Below are 16,616 nucleotides of genomic sequence, written 5' to 3'. Positions count from 1 at the left end.
GGTGAGCCCCGGTCCGGCGCAGACGGCAGGATGGGGAGACATGAAGCTCACCAAGAAGTCCCACGCCTGTGTCCGCCTGGAGAAGGACGGGCGGACGCTCGTGATCGATCCCGGCGGGTTCAGCGAGCAGGACGCGGCGGTCGGCGCGGACGCGATCCTGGTCACGCACGAGCACCCGGACCACTTCGACGAGGGCCGGCTGCGGGCCGCCCTGGAGACGAACCCGGCCGCCGAGATCTGGACCCTGAAGTCCGTGGCCGACCTGATCACGGCGGCCTTCCCCGGCCGGGTGCACACCGTCGGCCACGGCGACACCTTCACCGCAGCCGGCTTCGACGTGCAGGTCCACGGCGAGCTGCACGCGGTGATCCACCCGGACATCCCGCGCATCACCAACGTCGGCTACCTGATCGACGGCGGCAGGGTCTTCCACCCCGGCGACGCCCTCACCGTCCCCGGCCGGCCCGTCGAGACGCTGATGCTCCCGGTCCAGGCACCCTGGAACAAGATCTCCGAGGTCATCGACTATCTCCGAGAGGTGAAGCCGCAGCGCGCCTACGACATCCACGACGCCCTGCTGACCGACCTCGCCCGTCCGATCTACGACCGCCAGATCGGCGCCCTGGGCGGCACCGATCACCAGCGGCTCACCCCGGGGGCCTCGGCGAACGTCTGAGGGACGTTGTCAGACCCGCCAGGTAGGTTGTGAGGCATGCGCATCGCTACCTGGAACGTGAACTCGATCACCGCCCGCCTCCCGAGGCTGCTCGCCTGGCTGGAGAGCAGCGGCACCGATGTGCTCTGCCTCCAGGAGGCCAAGGTCGCCGAGGAGCAGTTCCCGTTCGAGCAGCTGCGCGAGCTGGGCTACGAGGCGGCGGTCCACGCGACCGGCCGGTGGAACGGGGTGGCGGTGCTCTCCCGGGTCGGCCTGGAGGACGTCGTCAAGGGCCTGCCCGGCGACCCCGGCTACGAGGGCGTGACCGAGCCGCGCGCCCTCTCGGCGACCTGCGGCCCGGTCCGCGTCTGGTCGGTGTACGTGCCCAACGGCCGTGAGGTGGAGCACCCGCACTACGCCTACAAGCTCCAGTGGTTCGAGGCCCTGAAGGCCGCCGTCGCCGGTGACGCGTCCGGCGGCCGCCCGTTCGCGGTGCTGGGCGACTACAACGTGGCGCCGACCGACGACGACGTCTACGACGTGGCCGCCTTCGAGGGCCTGACCCATGTCACCCCCGCCGAGCGCGCCGCCCTGGTCTCCCTCCAGGAGGCGGGCCTGTCGGACGTCGTCCCGCGCCCCCTGAAGTACGACCACCCGTACACGTACTGGGACTACCGCCAGCTCTGCTTCCCCAAGAACCGCGGCATGCGCATCGACCTGGTGTACGGCAACGAGCCCTTCGCCAAGGCCGTCAAGGACGCCTACGTCGACCGCGAGGAGCGCAAGGGCAAGGGCGCGTCCGACCACGCGCCGGTGGTGGTCGACCTGGACGTGTGATGCCACGCTGGGTCCATGCACCTTCCGTTCCTGGGCCACCGGCACCACAAGAGCGGAGACGCGGCGCTCCCGGCCGACCCCGAGTCGATCGCCGCGCTCCTGTCCGAATGTGAACTGCTCCGCTCCCAGGCGGCCCAGGCGGATGTCGGCCTCGACGACACCCCGGCTTCCCTGGAGGCGCTGGACCAGCTCGTCCCGCGCTGGCGCGACGACGCGGAGACCCTGCCCTGGCTGGGCAACGACGCGGGGCTGTACCTGGGCACGGTCGTGGTGCGCACCGTGCCCGGGGCCACCTGGGAGATCAGGTCCGACGGCGAGCCCGTCCTGCGGCTCGCCTCCGGCCGCGAGGTCGAGGTCGTGGACGCCGGCCGGGCCTGGGCCGCGAGCGGCGTCCCCGAACTGTCGCAGCTGTACGCGGAGATCGCCGAGACCTGACGCCGACTACGTCTGCGTCGTGGACCTCGACTACGATGAGCCGTTCATCCCAGTGGTGACGGTGATCTCGCCGAACCGCACCGGGATACATGGGCCAGGCTCGTCCGGCGGCAGCCGATGATCACTGCTCGCGCACGGGGACGGACACGTACGACGGGTCGTCCGGCGGCGAGGAGAAGGTCAGCTGCGCGCCGGACGGGTTGTGCTCGATGTAGAGCGGGTCGACCGTGTCGACGACCAGCGCCAGGCGGTGTCCGGCGGGGACGTCGTAGGCCGTGGAGAACAGGTCCAGGTTCACGTCGAACGGCTCGCCGGGCGTCTTGTCGTGCCAGGTGTAGGGCGCGTTGGTGACCAGCTTCCCGAAGCCGAGCGGCCCCACGTCGTACAGATAGGTGATGAGGGTGCCGCTCTCCTTGGTCGGGGTGAGCGTGGTGTGCAGCGTGGCCGTGCCCCGCACCTGCTGGGCGGTGCCGTACCGCTCCGACTGCCACACGGCCGCCCAGCGGCGCGGCAGCAGCGGGATCGAGGCGACGGGCGGCAGTTGGGCGACCTGGTCCAGGATGCTGGAGAGGAAGACGATCCCGCCGTCCGCGCCCGAGTCGACGTTGGCGTGGATGGTGGTGGAGCCCGCGAGCGCGAGCTTGCGGCGGGTCGCGCCGACCGACTTCCAGTCCGGGTAGCCCTCGTATCCCCCCGCGCTACGGGACTTCAGCTGGACGGGCTGTTCGCGGTCGATGCCGTTGTCGGCGCCCTTGAGGTAGTGGTCGAACCACCGCCCGGTGTCCGTCCACACGTCGTTGGGCAGCCCGAACAGGCCGGTCGCCTCGGCGGTGGCGTGGTCGCCGGGGCGCATCTCGAGCCGCTTCGGGACCGTCAGCTTCTCGTAGAAGTCGGCGTACTGGTTGGCCGGGAAGATGGTGTCGCCCCAGGCGTTGGCCATCATGACCGCGGCGCCGTTCTTGTTCAGCTGGTCGACGTAGGTTGCGACGGAACGTTTCCGCCCCCAGTCGATCATCTCCTGTTCCTTCGTCAGGTTGGACGCGTAGAAGTTGTCGAAGATCTCCCTGAGTTCGGGGCTCTCGCGGCCGGTGAGGATGCCCGCGCCGTCCAGTAGGGCGGCCGCCTGGACGTGCTGGGTGCGGCCCGAGTAGATCGAGTCGATCAGGTCGGCCCAGCCGCTGAGCGCGGCGACCGCCTTGATGCGCTTGTCGTGGGCGGCGGCCAGCAGGCTGATGCCGGCGCCGTAGGAGACGCCCGCCATGCCGATGTGCCGAGGGTCTGCGGGGGTGTTGGCGAGCGCCCAGTCGATGACCTTGGAGGCGTCCGCTATGTCCGGCGGACCCGCCACTTCTATCTCGCCGCCTGACTGCCAGAACCCGCGCACGTTGTACGTGAGCACCACGTACCCGGCGTCGGCGAGCTTCTGCGCCTGCGCGAAGTACTCCACCTGGGGCAGGCCCCAGCTCGTGGGCAGCACGATGAGCGGGTAGCTGTGCGAGCCGTCGGCGCCCGCGGGCGTGACGACGTTCGCCTTCAGTACGGTGCCGCCGTCGCCGCTGATGTCCACGAAGCGTACGGACGGGGCGGCCTGCGCGGCCGGAGCCAGGCCGACGACGGTCCCCGCGATCAGCGCCGCGGAGACGACTCCTACGGCGGAAGTCCGCAGGGTGGTGCGACCGTGTCCCATGGGTCACTCCTCACTCGTGTCAGTGCAAAGTGACTCGACGGTAACCGGCGGACCTTACCGTAAGTAACCCGTCGGTAAGTTACGCACCGGTAAAGGTTTTTACGGCTGCGCGGGCTCGGGTTTCGGCAGTGGCGTCTGTGCCGCCCGCGTCACGTCCGCGACCAGCTCGACCAGATCGGGGCCGTACGCCTGGGAGTTGACCACCTTCAGCAGGATGACGAAGGAGTTGTTGCCGTGCTTGCGGTGCAACCGCTCGTGGTTGCGTGCGAGATAGCGGGTGGCGGCCTGGTTGGTGATGGCCCGCTGTCCGCAGAAGAGGAACACCGGCCGGGTCTGCCCTCCGGTGCTGAGCCGTGCGAGCAGGACGTACTCGGTGAAGCCCGGCTCCATGCGGTACCGCTCGCCGCCGATCTGGAAGGCGCCCCGGTCCGGGCCGGGTTCGGGGTCGATGTTCACGCGGATGCCGGGGAGCATCGCCGCCATGTGGGCCAGCATCCTGCGGTTGGACGCCGGGCCGCCCACGCAGAACTCGGTGCGCTCGCCGAACCCCTGGTGGGTCGCGTCCTGCGTCACCATCTGCAGGTTGGCCCCGCAGTCCTTGATGAGGGCGGACAGCTCCAGGAGCGCGAAGACGTCGAAGCGGTGGACGGCCGGCTCCGCGGTGGCCGGGTCGCGATTGACGACGAGCAGGGACTCCGAGTTCTCGGGCAACCCGAAGAACGCCTGCTTGCGGCGCAGTTTGCGGCGCCACAGATACGTACGGGCGAGCCAGCCCAGCGAGGCCGATATCCCGGTCGCCACCAGGCCCAGGACGATGTTGCGCACGTCGTCGTTCATGGCCGCGCATGGTAGCGGGCGCGGGCGACGGCTACGTACCCGTGTTCGATGTGTGACAGTCGTGTGGCGGGCGACCGAGGCGTACTGTTGGCGTTACGGCAATCTGGTTACGCTGCGCGGACGGTCCCGACGGGAGGTACGGATGGGTCGGCCTGGCGCGCGGAAACTGGCGGTGGTGGCGGTCTCGGCCGCAGTGGTGTCGGTGGGAGCGGCTGCTCCGCCCACCCCGACGAGCGAGACGCCTGCGAAGGTCCCGGTGGCCGTCGGCTACGGCGGCGCCGTGGCCAGCGTCGACGCGGACGCCTCGGCCGCCGGCATCGAGGTGCTCAGGAAGGGTGGCAACGCGGTCGACGCGGCCGTCGCCACCGCGGCGGCGCTCGGCGTCACCGAGCCCTACTCGGCCGGCATCGGCGGAGGCGGGTACTTCGTCTACTACGACGCCAAGTCCCGTACGGTGCACACCATCGACGGCCGCGAGACCGCGCCGCTGACCGCCGACTCCACCCTGTTCACGGAGAACGGCAAGCCGCTCGCCTTCGCCGACGCCGTCAGCAGCGGCCTGAGCGTCGGCACCCCGGGCACGCCCGCCACCTGGCAGACGGCGCTGGACCAGTGGGGCAGCAGAAACCTCGGTACGGTCCTGAAGCCGGCCGAGCGGATAGCCAGCGACGGCTTCACCGTGGACGACACCTTCCGCTCGCAGACCGCGTCCAACGAGACCCGGTTCCGCTACTTCCCCGACACCGCCAAGCTGTTCCTGCCGAACGGACAGCTCCCGGTCGTCGGCTCCACCTTCAAGAACCCGGACCTGGCGCGCACTTACCAGGAGCTGGCCAGGAAGGGCGTCGGCGCGATCTACCACGGCGACCTCGGCGACGACATAGTCGACACGGTCAACAAGCCGCCGGTGGACCCCGGTTCGGGCTGGAATGCCCGCCCGGGCAAGCTGACCGAGAAGGATCTGGCCGCCTACGGCGCCAAGCTCCAGAAGCCCACCCGGACCTCGTACCGCGGTCTGAACGTCTACTCCATCGCGCCCTCCTCCTCCGGCGGCACCACGGTCGGCGAGGCGCTCAACATCCTGGAGAAGACCGACCTTTCGAAGGCCAGTGAGGTGCAGTACCTGCACCACTACATCGAGGCCAGCCGCATCGCCTTCGCCGACCGCGGCCGCTGGGTCGGCGACCCCGCCTTCGAGGACGTACCGACCAAGGATCTGCTGTCGCAGCGGTACGCCGACTCGCGCGCCTGCCTGATCAAGGACGACGCGGTCCTCAGCAGCCCGCTCGCACCCGGTGACCCGCGCCACCCCGCCGCCTGCGACACCGGCGGCACGGCGGCCCCGACGACGTACGAGGGCGAGAACACCACCCATCTGACCGTGGCCGACAAGTGGGGCAACGTCGTCTCCTACACGCTCACCATCGAGCAGACCGGCGGCAGCGGCATCACCGTGCCCGGCCGGGGATTCCTGCTCAACAACGAGCTGACCGACTTCTCCTTCGCCCCGGCCAACCCGGCCGTGCACGACCCGAACCTGCCCGGGCCGGGCAAGCGGCCGCGCTCCTCCATCTCGCCGACCATCGTCCTCGACCGGCACAACAAGCCGGTGGTGGCGCTCGGTTCGCCCGGCGGCGCGACCATCATCACCACCGTGCTGCAGACCCTCACCGGGTTCCTCGACCGGCACCTGCCGCTGGTCGACGCCATCGCCGCCCCGCGCGCCAGCCAGCGCAACGCGGCCCAGACCGAACTCGAACCAGGCCTGTACAACAGCGACTTGAGGACCCAGCTGGAAGCCATCGGGCACAGCTTCAAGCTGAACCCGGAGATCGGCGCGGCGACCGGCGTCCAGCGGCTGCCGGACGGCAGGTGGCTGGCCGCCGCCGAGAAGGTACGACGCGGCGGCGGCTCGGCGATGGTGGTGGATCCGGCGCCGTAGCCCTCACACCTCGGGAGCGGACGGCTGCGCCTGCTCGGCACGGAAGTCCAGCCGTCCGTCCCTGACGTCCACCGTGACCCGGCCGCCCTGGGAGATCGTGCCGTCCAGCAGCAGCCGGGACAGCTGGTTGTCGACCTCCCGCTGGATGGTGCGGCGCAGCGGGCGGGCGCCGTACTCGGGCTGGTAGCCGCGCTCGGCGAGCCAGTCGACGGCCGCGTCCGTGAACTCGACCGTGACGCCCTGGCCGTCCAGAAGGCGACGGGTGTGCTCCAGCAGCAGATCGGTGATCTGCCGCAGTTGCTCGCTCGTCAGCTGCCGGAAGACCACGATCTCGTCGATCCGGTTCAGGAACTCCGGCCGGAAGTGCTCGCGCAGCGGCCGCAGGACCTGCTCGCGCCGCGCCTCCTCGTCGGCCTCCGCGCCACCCGGCCCGAAGCCGATCCCGGCACCGCGCCGGATGATCACGTCGGAGCCCAGGTTGCTGGTCATCACGATGACGGTGTTGGTGAAGTCCACCGTGCGGCCCTGGGAGTCGGTCAGCCGGCCGTCGTCCAGGACCTGCAGCAGGATGTTGAAGACGTCCGGGTGGGCCTTCTCCACCTCGTCGAGCAGAAGCAGCGAGTACGGGTACCTGCGCACGACCTCGGTGAGCTGGCCGGCCTCCTCGTGGCCGACGTACCCGGGCGGAGCGCCCACCAGCCGGGAGACGGTGTGCCGCTCCTGGTACTCGCTCATGTCGAGGCGGACCATACGGTCCTCGCTGCTGAACAGGGCCTCGGCGAGCGCGCGGGCCAGCTCGGTCTTGCCGACGCCGGTCGGGCCGAGGAAGAGGAAGCTGCCGATGGGACGGTCAGGGCTGGAGAGCCCGGCGCGGGACCGCAGCACGGCCTCGGCGACCACGCTCACCGCCTCCTCCTGGCCGATCACCCGCTGGTGCAGATGCGCCTCCAGGCCCAGCAGCCGCTCCTTCTCCTCCTGGGTCAGCCGGCTGACCGGGATGCCGGTCTGCCGGGACACCACCTCGGCGACCGCCTCCGCCGTCACCTCCAGGTTCTGCCCCTCGTCGGCCTCGTCCTCACCGCTGGCCTCGGCGATCCGCTGCTTCAGCGCGCCGATCTTGTCCCGCAGCTGGGTGGCCCGCTCGTACTGCTCGTCGGCGACCGCCTGGTCCTTGTCACAGACGAGCTGCTCCACCTCGCGCTCCATCGCGCGCACGTCGGTGCCCTTCGTCCGGGCGCCCAGGCGCACCCGGGCGCCGGCCTGGTCGATCAGGTCGATCGCCTTGTCGGGCAGGTGCCGGTCGGTGAGATAGCGGTCCGACAGCTCCACGGCGGCCACCAGCGCCTCGTCGGTGTAGCGGACCTGGTGGTGGGCCTCGTACCGGTCCCGCAGGCCGCGCAGGATCTCGATCGCGTCCTCGACGGTCGGCTCGGGCACCAGGATCGGCTGGAAGCGGCGGGCCAGCGCCGCGTCCTTCTCGATCCTGCGGAACTCCTCCAGCGTGGTCGCGCCCACGATGTGCAGCTCGCCCCGGGCCAGTGCGGGCTTGAGGATGTTGCCCGCGTCCATCGCACCGCCCTCGCCGCCCGTACCGGCGCCGACGACGGTGTGCAGCTCGTCGATGAAGACGATCAGGCGGTCGGAGTGGGCGCGGATCTCCTCCACGATGTTGTTCATGCGCTCCTCGAAGTCGCCCCGGTAGCGGGTGCCCGCGACGACCCCGGTCAGGTCCAGGGCGACCACCCGGCGCCCGGCCAGCACGTCCGGTACGTCCCCGTCCGCGATGCGCTGGGCCAGCCCCTCGACGATGGCCGTCTTGCCGACGCCCGCGTCGCCGATCAGCACGGGGTTGTTCTTGCCGCGCCGGGACAGCACCTCGATGGTCTGCTCGATCTCCTCGTCGCGGCCGATCACCGGGTCGACACGGCCCTGCCGGGCCAGGTCGGTCAGATCGCGGCCGTACTTGTCGAGCGTCGGCGTGGAGGTGGGCCGCTGGCGCTCGGTGCGGACCTGGGTGGCCTCCGGGGCCTCGGGGGGCGGGCCCGCCGAGAAGCGGGCCGCGTGCAGGATGTGCCCGGCCGCCGAGTCCGGGTTGGCGGCCAGCGCGCTGAGCACGTGCTCCGGGCCGATGTACCCGGCCCCCACCGACCGGGCCAGGTCGTGCGCGTCCAGCAGGGCGCGCTTGACGGCCGGGGTGAGCGAGAGCGACGTCGGCGGGGGCGCCTCGCCCGGCGGGTGCTGGACGGGGCCCGCGCGGTCGTCGATCTCCGTGGCGAGCGAGTCGGGATCCGCGCCGGCCCTGCTCAGCAGGGTGCGGGTGGGCTCGGCGGACAGGGCCGCCCGCAGCAGATGCTGGGTGTCCAGGTCCCGGCTGCCGTGCTCGGCGGCGTACTGGGCGGCCCCTCGCACCATCTCCCGGGCCGGCTGGCTGAGCAGGCGGCCGATGTCGATGTGGCGGGGGCCTTGGGCTCCGCCTTGGGCTCCGCCGAGGAAGCGGCCCAGGAAATCACCGAAGGGGTCGGGAGGGTAGCCGTTGGTCATGGCGTTCCGTTCCTTTGGTGCGTGTTCCTAACACCTTGGCACGAGTTGTCTGCGACGGCATGTGCGGGGCGCCTAGTGATGAGGGGCCTGGTGTGGTGTGGCGGCTGCGGGTTTTGTTGTGGCTGGTCGCGCAGTTCCCCGCGCCCCTGGGTTGGCTGTCCTACCGTTGCGTGAGAATGCGCGGGCCCGCTTCCGTGATGGCCACGGTGTGCTCCGCGTGGGCCGCACGCGAACCGTCGTTCGTCCTCAGTGTCCAGCCGTCGAGTGCCTCGTGGTAGCCGTCCTTGCCGCCGGCGATCAGCATGGGCTCGATGGCCAGGGCCATGCCGTGGCGCAGGGGGAGGCCCCGGCCTGGGCGGCCCTCGTTGGGGACCCCTGGGTCCTCGTGCATGTGGCGGCCGATGCCGTGGCCGCCGAAGCCCGCCGGAATGCCGTAGCCCGCCGTGCGGCACACCCGGCCGATCGCGTGTGCGATGTCGCCGATGCGGTTGCCGACGACGGCTGCCTCGATCCCGGCCGCCAGGGCGCGCTCGGCGGTGTCGATGAGGCGCTGGTCCGCCGGGCGGGGGCGGCCGACCGTGAAGCTGATCGCCGAGTCGCCCACCCAGCCGTCCAGGTCGGCGCCGCAGTCGACGGAGACGAGGTCGCCGTCGCGGAGGCGGTAGCGGGTGGGGATGCCGTGCACGATCGCGTCGTTGACCGAGGTGCAGATCACCGCCGGGAAGGGGGTCGGGGCGAAGGAGGGGCGGTAGCCGAGGAACGGGGAGGACGCCCCGGCCTCGCGCAGCACCTCCCGGGCCACCTCGTCCAGCTCCAGCAGGGAGACGCCGACGTCGGCGGCCTTGCGTACGGCTGTCAGGGCTCGCGCGACGACCTGGCCCGCGGCGTGCATCGCGTCGATGGATGTGTCTGTCTTCAGTTCCACCATGCCAATTACTATACCGGTATTTGAATGGGGGGCGGGGATGGGGGCGGTATTAGAATGGGCGCCATGGTGCGTACCCCTCTTACCCCTGAAGAGCGTGAACGTGGCGAGCTGCTCGGGCGGTTGCTGCGCGAGGCGCGCGGCGGGCGGAGCATGGTCGAGGTCGCCGCCGAGGCGGGCATCTCGGCCGAGACCCTCCGCAAGATCGAGACCGGGCGGGCGCCGACCCCGGCCTTCTTCACGGTGGCCGCGCTGGCCCGGGTGCTCGGACTGTCCATGGACGAGCTGGTGGTGCGGTGCGTGCTGGCGGGTGTCTGAAACACGCCTGTGGCGGCTCTGTCCGCGCAAGAGTCAAGATCGCGTAATGAGCCGCCCGCACACTCCCGGAAAACTCTGCGTAGCAAGCCCGTAACACAGCTGGTGTTGCCTAACGGCCGGAGTGCTGGCAGTCGGGCGGGAGTCGAGCATGGCTGTGGATCAACTCCCTCTTCGGGTACGGGAGTTCGCGAACTACCTGGACGGCCTCCTGGGGCGCCTGGATCAGGGCGGGGGGTGGTGCGGGGTCTTCTGGCAACGCGACCCCGAGGGCATGCAGGCCTGCCTCGACGGGCGTGAGGTGCCGCCGTGGGACGTGGTGGAGGCACTGCTGCAGGACCTCGGCGGGGTGTACGGCCCCGCCGCGGCCGCGGCCGAGCGGGAACGCGCCCGCGCCCTGCATGGCGCTGCCATTTCTGCGTACGACGCCCGGCCCGGCGCCCGGGACGCCCTCGGCGACCGCCTCGACGTCATGCTCCGCGAACAGCGGTACGCGGCGGAACGCCAGGCCGAACTGAGCCGCCTGCTCACCGAGGCACCCTCCCGCGAGGAGGCCGACGCCCTCCGCCTGGACCTCGCCTGGGCCCAGGACGACCACGAACGAGCCACCGCCCGCTGCGCCGAACTCCAGGACCGGATCGAGGAGTTGGACCGCAGGGCGGTGGGAGTACCGATCCTGGACGGGTCGGAGGCCCGGGGTGGGGGCGATGGGGGAGTGCCGGGTGCCGAGGGTGCACCGGCGATGCCGGAGGCGCATGCGGGCGGTGCCGGGGCCTTCGGCGGCGCCATGGGCGTGGAGGACGGCGGTGGGCCGCGGGGGTCGCGTCCGGAGGGCCTGGGGGGTGCCGGGACGTTCGGCGACACCGGTGGGCCGGGTGCGTCGCGGGCGTCGCGTGGCGCCTTTGGTGGTGCCGGGGCGGGCGGCGATGGTGGATCGCGGGTGCCTGCAGCGGAACGCTTCGGTGGTGCCGGGGCCGTGGGTGGCCCCGGTGGGTCGCGAACGCCACATGCAGGGGGCTTCGGCGCGGCCGTGGGGGCGGGTGGCGATGACGTCCCGAGTGTGCCCGGTGTAGAGGGCTTTGGTGGTGGTCGGGCTCGTACGTCTCGTGCGGAGGGCCTTGGGGGTGTCGCGGCAGCCGGGGGTGGCGGGTCTGCCATGTCCGGAGGGGGAGGGGCTCCAGGTGCCGCCTGGCGTGGCGCCGGGGCGGAGCCGTACCAGCCCCTCGATCCCCAGGCCGCCGGCCACGATGGGCGGCTCGCCGGGTCGGCCGGAGGTCGCGACCCCTGGTTCGCCGAGCAGTCCCCTCGGCCAGGCGGGTCGGATCCCGGCCCCGTGGTTCGTCGGGCGGAGTCCGGGGTGGACCCGGGCCCTTGGCCCGCCGCGACGGATGCCGGCCCGGCCTGGTCCGCGGCCGATCCGGCAGCCGCTCGCCCCGCCGCGCCGGCGACGGACGGCCGCCCGGCCTGGTCCGCCGCGGATCCGGCAGCCGCTCGCCCTGCCGCGCCGGCGACGGATGCCGGCCCGGCCTGGTCCGCCGCCGACCCGGCAGTCCCTCGCCCCGCCGCGCCGGCGACGGACAGTCGCCTGGCATGGTCCGCCAGCGACCCGGCAGCCCCTCGGTCCGCCACGCACCCCACCGCATCCCCCACCCATGAGGTCACCCCGGGGTCTGCCCCTGAGGCGACCGCCCCCGCCAAGCCCCGCAAGCGGCGTCGCGGGAGTGCCCGTTTCGCCGGGATGGTTGAGGATGCGGGTGCCCCGGTTGCCGTACCGCAGGCTCCCGTTGCCGCCGTGCCGGAGGTGTCCAGCGGGCGGCGTAACCCGCGGGGGGCCCGGTTCGCCGGGGCGGCGGAGGCTGTCGAGGCGGTTGAGGTGCCCGTGGCGGCGGTGGTGGACGCCGAGGCGGGGGCGGCCGTGGCGGGGGCCGTGGAGCGGCTGGTGCGGCTGCGGACGGAGGGGCGTACCGGTGAGGCGCATGTGCTGCTGGTCGAGATCGCGCAGTGGCCCGCCGCTCGGTTCCCGCTGCTCGCGGACCGGCTGCAGCGGGCCGGGCTCGGTGCCGACTGGGCCACGCTGCTGTGGGAGGCCGCCTCGCTGCCCGCCGAGCGGCTGGTCGCCGCCGCCGACGCGCTGGAGGCGGCCGGGCGGGTCGCGGACGGGCAGCAGATGCTGCGGCAGGGGGTGGCCAGGCCGGCCGAGGAGATAGGGGCCGCCGTGCTGGGGCTGGACGGGGAGGGGCGGGGGCGGGAGGTGCGGGCCCTGCTGGACGCCTATGTGCGCGTGCGGACGCCGGAGGAGGCCGCACGTAGTGTCGCCGCCGATCCGCGTCGGCTCGTCCCGCTGCTGCTCGAGGCCGCCCAGGGTGTCTCCCAGGAGCGCCACTGGGACCTGGTGCATGCCCTCCGGGTCGCCGGCTTCACCGCCTGAGCCGTCCGCCCGCTCACCCTATGGAGTGCGAAACGTGATCGACTCAGCGGGTTAACGACGATGGTCTTGGCAAGGACTTCCCCGAGGCTTACTTTCGTCCCTCTACGGACCGTTTCTACGGGCGTAGAGGCTCGGACGTCGCGTCGAAGGAGCAGCTCATGGCCAACGTCGTACGTGCCGCACTGGTCCAGGCCACCTGGACCGGCGACACCGAGTCCATGGTGGCGAAACACGAGGAGCACGCCCGCGAGGCGGCCCGTCTGGGTGCGAAGATCATCGGGTTCCAGGAGGTCTTCAACGCCCCCTACTTCTGCCAGGTCCAGGAGCCGGAGCACTACCGCTGGGCCGAGCCGGTACCCGACGGGCCGACCGTCCGCCGGATGCGGGACCTCGCCCGCGAAACCGGCATGGTGATCGTCGTACCGGTCTTCGAGATCGAGCAGTCCGGTTTCTACTACAACACCGCCGCCGTCGTCGACAGCGACGGCACCTACCTCGGCAAGTACCGCAAGCATCACATCCCGCAGGTCAAGGGCTTCTGGGAGAAGTACTACTTCAAACCCGGCAATCTGGGATGGCCCGTCTTCGACACGGCCGTCGGCAAGGTCGGTGTCTACATCTGCTACGACCGGCACTTCCCGGAGGGGTGGCGGCAACTCGGGCTGAACGGCGCACAGTTGGTCTACAACCCGTCCGCCACCCACCGCGGTCTGTCCTCGTACCTGTGGCAGCTGGAACAGCCTGCCGCGGCCGTCGCCAACGAGTACTTCGTCGCCGCCATCAACCGGGTGGGACAGGAGGAGTACGGGGACAACGACTTCTACGGAACGTCGTACTTCGTGAACCCGCGCGGGCAGTTCGTCGGTGACGTCGCCAGCGACAAGGACGAGGAACTCGTCGTCCGGGACCTGGACTTCGACCTCATCGAGGAAGTGCGGCAGCAGTGGGCCTTCTACCGCGACCGCCGTCCCGACGCCTACGAAGGGCTGGTGCAGCCGTGAACGACCTCTACACCCGTCACCGCAACGTCCTGCCGGACTGGCTGGCCCTCTACTACGACGAGCCGCTGGAGATCACCCACGGCGAGGGGCGGTACGTCTGGGACTCCGCCGGAAACAGGTACCTGGACTTCTTCGGCGGCATCCTCACCACCATGACCGCGCACGCCCTGCCCGAGGTGACCAAGGCGGTCAGTGAGCAGGCCGGCCGGATCATCCACTCCTCGACGCTCTACCTCAACCGGCCGATGGTCGAACTCGCCGAGCGCATCGCCCAGTTGAGCGGTGTCCCGGACGCCCGCGTCTTCTTCACCACCTCCGGCACCGAGGCCAACGACACCGCCCTGCTCCTCGCCACCGCCTACCGGCGCAGCAACACGGTCCTGGCCATGCGCAACAGCTACCACGGCCGCTCCTTCAGCGCCGTCGGCATCACCGGCAACCGCAGCTGGTCCCCGACCTCGCTGTCCCCGCTGCAGACCCTGTACGTCCACGGCGGTGTCCGTACCCGGGGCCCGTTCGCCGCGCTGGACGACCGGGCGTTCATCGAGGCGTGTGTGGAGGACCTGAAGGACATCCTCGGGCACACCCGCCCGCCGGCCGCCCTGATCGCCGAGCCCATCCAGGGCGTCGGCGGCTTCACCTCCCCGCCGGACGGGCTGTACGCGGCCTTCCGTGACGTGTTGAAGGAACACGGCATCCTGTGGATCGCCGACGAGGTGCAGACCGGCTGGGGCCGCACCGGCGACCACTTCTGGGGCTGGCAGGCGCACGCCCGCAGCGGCCCGCCGGACATGGTCACCTTCGCCAAGGGCATCGGCAACGGCGCGTCCATCGGCGGGGTGATCGCCCGCGCCGAGATCATGAACTGCCTGGACGCCAACAGCATCTCGACGTTCGGCGGCACCCAGATCACCATGGCCGCCGGCCTCGCCAACCTCGCCTACCTCGTCGAACACGACCTGCAGGGCAACGCCCGGCGCGTCGGCGGACTGCTCATCGAGCGGCTGCGGGGCGTCGCCGCCCAGCTGCCGGGCGTGCGGGAGGTGCGCGGGCGCGGGCTGATGATCGGCGTCGAGCTGGTCAGGCCGGGGACGGACGAGGCCGATCCGCAGGCTGCCTCCGCCGTCCTGGAGGCGGCCCGCGAGGGCGGACTGCTGATCGGCAAGGGCGGCGGCCACAACACCAGCGCCCTGCGCATCGCCCCACCGCTGTCACTGACCGTCGCGGAGGCCGAGGAGGGCGCGACGATCCTCGAACGCGCGCTGAGGAGCGCTTACTAGAGAACGGGTGTACCACCATGACCACCACCTCGGTGACTTCGCACACCGGCTTCGAACCCGCCCTCTCCGTCCGCCAGGTGCTCACCCTGGAGCGGGTGCAGGCCGGGGAGCCCGAGGTGGTGGCCGGGGCCGGGCAGCTCGACCGGCCGGTGCGCTGGGTGCATGTCGCCGAGGCCGCCGACGTCGGCGTGATGCTCAGCGGAGGCGAGATGGTGCTCACCACCGGTGTGCTGCTCGCCGGTGACGAGGCCAAGCAGGTCGAGTACATCCAGTCCCTGCACCGGGCGGAGGCCGCGGCCGTCGTGCTCGGGCTCGGCCGGGCCTTTCCCGCGCCGCCCGAGGTGATGCGCCGGGCCGCCGAGCGGTGCGGGCTGCCCATGGTCGTCCTGCACCGGCCGTTCCCCTTCGCCGAGCTGACCGAGGAGGTCCAGTCCCGGCTGGTGCGGCGGAAGTTCGCCGCCGTGAGCCTGTCGGAGACGGTACGGACCGCCCTCACCGGGCTGATCACCGCGGGCGCTCCGCTGCAGCGGCTGCTCGACGAGGTCGCCCAGCACAGCGGCTGCCCGGTCGTCGTCACCAACCTCGCCCACCGCGTCCTCGCCACGGCGGGGGAGCGGCCCGCGGTGGACGACGTGCTGCGCGACTGGGAGCGGATCGCCCGGCAGGCCGGCGGCAGCGTGGGCGACGGCTGGATCCACGCCGAACTGGGCGGCCGCGGGGAGCGGTGGGGCCGGCTGCTGCTGTGCGGGTACCGGGGCGACACGGCCACCGGGCGGCTGCTCGCCGACCGGGCCGCCGAGGCCCTGGTGCTGCACCGCATGCTCGGCGGCGGCTCCGCCCACAGCTGGGAGGAGCAGTCCGCGCAGAGCCTGGTGACCGACCTCGTCTCCGGAGTCGTACCGGCCAGGCAGCTGTTGCCCCGGGCGCGGGCGGCCGGGCTGCCGGTGAACCGGCGGACCTTCGTGCCCCTCGTCGTCCCGGGCGGGGAGTCGGGCCAACTCGAGCGGGTGCTGCGGGTGCTGGGCCTGTCCGGGCTCGTCGCGGAGCTGGCCGACGGTGCCACCGCGGTGCTGCTCAGCCTCGCCCGCGACCAGCAGGCCGAGGTGCTGGCCGCGCACTTCGCGGCCCGGCTGCGGACCGAGACCGGGGAGCCGCACGCGGTGGTCGCCGCCGCCGATCCGCGCACCGACTGGGACGACGTGCCGGCCGGGCTGCGCGAGGCCCGGCATGTCGCCGACGCCGTGGCCGACTCGTCGGCCGCCCTCGACCTGCCGGCCGTCGTACGCCTCAGGGACGTCCATCTGCGCGGCCTGATCCGGCTGCTGAGGGACGACCCGCAGGTGCAGTCCTTCGCCGAGCGCGAGCTGGACGGGCTGCTGTGCGGGGCCGACCAGGAGCTGCTGAACGTGCTGCGCACCTACCTGGCGACCGGGCGCAACAAGTCCCGCACCGCCCAGCTCCACCATGTCTCCCGGCCCGCCCTCTACCGGCGCCTGGAGGCGATACAGACCCGGCTGGGCGTCGACCTCGACGACTTCGAGCAGGCGGCCTCCGTGCACATCGCGCTCCTCGCGCATGACGCGCAACAGGGGTGAAACATGCCACGACCTGGGAAAACGGCGGTGAAACATGCGCTCGCAGACGCGTGACACGGTGGCACGCCGACCGCCCGCAGACGTGACACGCTGCCAATCGAACGGCCCTTCCGGGCTTTCTAGGCTCGCCGTACACCG

General features: G+C 71.8%; 13 protein-coding genes and 1 pseudogene. 10 read left to right on the top strand and 4 right to left on the bottom strand.

Annotation, left to right across the window (positions count from 1 at the left end):
* Positions 1–40 precede the first annotated feature (40 nt).
* The 3 genes from BEK98_RS04250 to BEK98_RS04240 are packed head-to-tail and all read left to right on the top strand — an operon-like array spanning position 41 to position 1,927.
* Positions 41–676, top strand: coding sequence for an MBL fold metallo-hydrolase (locus tag BEK98_RS04250; protein WP_094214992.1), 636 nt, complete (start codon positions 41–43; stop codon positions 674–676).
* 36 nt (positions 677–712) lie between these two features.
* Complete coding sequence (locus tag BEK98_RS04245) at positions 713–1,492, top strand: exodeoxyribonuclease III (protein WP_094214991.1); 780 nt, start codon at positions 713–715, stop codon at positions 1,490–1,492.
* Between the two features lie 15 nt (positions 1,493–1,507).
* Positions 1,508–1,927 (top strand): DUF6278 family protein, encoded by a 420-nt coding sequence (locus BEK98_RS04240; protein ID WP_094214990.1) that lies wholly within the window; start codon positions 1,508–1,510, stop codon positions 1,925–1,927.
* A gap of 121 nt (positions 1,928–2,048) precedes the next feature.
* Here BEK98_RS04240 and BEK98_RS04235 read toward each other — a convergent pair whose 3' ends face one another.
* Both BEK98_RS04235 and BEK98_RS04230 read right to left on the bottom strand, forming a co-directional pair.
* Complete coding sequence (locus tag BEK98_RS04235; RefSeq protein WP_094214989.1) at positions 2,049–3,614, bottom strand: CocE/NonD family hydrolase; 1,566 nt, start codon at positions 3,612–3,614, stop codon at positions 2,049–2,051.
* Positions 3,615–3,713: 99 nt separating this feature from the next.
* Entirely contained in the window at positions 3,714–4,451 is a 738-nt protein-coding gene (locus BEK98_RS04230) for a hypothetical protein (RefSeq protein ID WP_094214988.1), read from the bottom strand.
* Between the two features lie 142 nt (positions 4,452–4,593).
* Here BEK98_RS04230 and ggt point away from each other — a divergent pair, with 142 nt between their 5' ends.
* Positions 4,594–6,393, top strand: a complete 1,800-nt coding sequence (ggt, locus tag BEK98_RS04225) for a gamma-glutamyltransferase (RefSeq protein ID WP_208642999.1) — start codon at positions 4,594–4,596, stop codon at positions 6,391–6,393.
* Positions 6,394–6,396: 3 nt separating this feature from the next.
* On the opposite strand, the gene BEK98_RS04220 is transcribed toward ggt, so the two are convergent.
* Together BEK98_RS04220 and map are read right to left on the bottom strand one after the other, a co-directional pair.
* On the bottom strand, positions 6,397–8,934 hold the full coding sequence (locus BEK98_RS04220; RefSeq protein ID WP_094214987.1) for an ATP-dependent Clp protease ATP-binding subunit: 2,538 nt from the start codon (positions 8,932–8,934) through the stop codon (positions 6,397–6,399).
* 160 nt (positions 8,935–9,094) lie between these two features.
* The gene (gene map, locus BEK98_RS04215; RefSeq protein ID WP_094214986.1) at positions 9,095–9,862 is read right to left on the bottom strand and encodes a type I methionyl aminopeptidase; all 768 of its coding nucleotides are present in this window, start codon (positions 9,860–9,862) and stop codon (positions 9,095–9,097) included.
* Between the two features lie 63 nt (positions 9,863–9,925).
* Between map and BEK98_RS04210 the strand changes: the two genes are divergently transcribed.
* From BEK98_RS04210 to BEK98_RS04190, 6 genes and pseudogenes are all read left to right on the top strand, one after another.
* Positions 9,926–10,177, top strand: a complete 252-nt coding sequence (locus tag BEK98_RS04210; RefSeq protein WP_094215064.1) for a helix-turn-helix domain-containing protein — start codon at positions 9,926–9,928, stop codon at positions 10,175–10,177.
* 148 nt (positions 10,178–10,325) lie between these two features.
* A pseudogene (locus tag BEK98_RS51245) lies at positions 10,326–10,835 on the top strand (hypothetical protein); the annotation flags it as partial.
* Between the two features lie 1,131 nt (positions 10,836–11,966).
* Positions 11,967–12,602 (top strand): hypothetical protein, encoded by a 636-nt coding sequence (locus tag BEK98_RS51240; protein WP_425276586.1) that lies wholly within the window; start codon positions 11,967–11,969, stop codon positions 12,600–12,602.
* A gap of 158 nt (positions 12,603–12,760) precedes the next feature.
* A complete protein-coding gene (locus BEK98_RS04200) occupies positions 12,761–13,603 on the top strand; it encodes a nitrilase-related carbon-nitrogen hydrolase (RefSeq protein WP_094214984.1) in 843 nt (280 codons plus the stop codon).
* The gene (locus BEK98_RS04195; RefSeq protein WP_094214983.1) at positions 13,600–14,883 is read left to right on the top strand and encodes an aspartate aminotransferase family protein; all 1,284 of its coding nucleotides are present in this window, start codon (positions 13,600–13,602) and stop codon (positions 14,881–14,883) included. The genes BEK98_RS04200 and BEK98_RS04195 overlap by 4 nt, the downstream gene beginning before the upstream one ends.
* A 17-nt stretch (positions 14,884–14,900) precedes the next feature.
* On the top strand, positions 14,901–16,478 hold the full coding sequence (locus BEK98_RS04190) for a PucR family transcriptional regulator (RefSeq protein WP_094214982.1): 1,578 nt from the start codon (positions 14,901–14,903) through the stop codon (positions 16,476–16,478).
* Positions 16,479–16,616 lie beyond the last annotated feature (138 nt).

The organism is Streptomyces diastatochromogenes, assembly GCF_002242805.1.
GTDB lineage: Bacteria > Actinomycetota > Actinomycetes > Streptomycetales > Streptomycetaceae > Streptomyces > Streptomyces diastatochromogenes.
Note: the sequence above shows the minus strand (reverse complement) of the source record. Positions and strands in the feature narration are given on the sequence as shown.

Excerpts from the sequence above, each read along its gene's own strand:
- BEK98_RS04250 (WP_094214992.1), top strand. The coding sequence starts at position 41 with ATGAAGCTCACCAAGAAGTCCCACGCCTGTGTCCGCCTGGAGAAGGAC.
- BEK98_RS04245 (WP_094214991.1), top strand. The coding sequence starts at position 713 with ATGCGCATCGCTACCTGGAACGTGAACTCGATCACCGCCCGCCTCCCG.
- BEK98_RS04240 (WP_094214990.1), top strand. The coding sequence starts at position 1,508 with ATGCACCTTCCGTTCCTGGGCCACCGGCACCACAAGAGCGGAGACGCG.
- BEK98_RS04235 (WP_094214989.1), bottom strand. The coding sequence starts at position 3,614 with ATGGGACACGGTCGCACCACCCTGCGGACTTCCGCCGTAGGAGTCGTC.
- BEK98_RS04230 (WP_094214988.1), bottom strand. The coding sequence starts at position 4,451 with ATGAACGACGACGTGCGCAACATCGTCCTGGGCCTGGTGGCGACCGGG.
- ggt (WP_208642999.1), top strand. The coding sequence starts at position 4,594 with ATGGGTCGGCCTGGCGCGCGGAAACTGGCGGTGGTGGCGGTCTCGGCC.
- BEK98_RS04220 (WP_094214987.1), bottom strand. The coding sequence starts at position 8,934 with ATGACCAACGGCTACCCTCCCGACCCCTTCGGTGATTTCCTGGGCCGC.
- map (WP_094214986.1), bottom strand. The coding sequence starts at position 9,862 with ATGGTGGAACTGAAGACAGACACATCCATCGACGCGATGCACGCCGCG.
- BEK98_RS04210 (WP_094215064.1), top strand. The coding sequence starts at position 9,926 with ATGGTGCGTACCCCTCTTACCCCTGAAGAGCGTGAACGTGGCGAGCTG.
- BEK98_RS04200 (WP_094214984.1), top strand. The coding sequence starts at position 12,761 with ATGGCCAACGTCGTACGTGCCGCACTGGTCCAGGCCACCTGGACCGGC.
- BEK98_RS04190 (WP_094214982.1), top strand. The coding sequence starts at position 14,901 with ATGACCACCACCTCGGTGACTTCGCACACCGGCTTCGAACCCGCCCTC.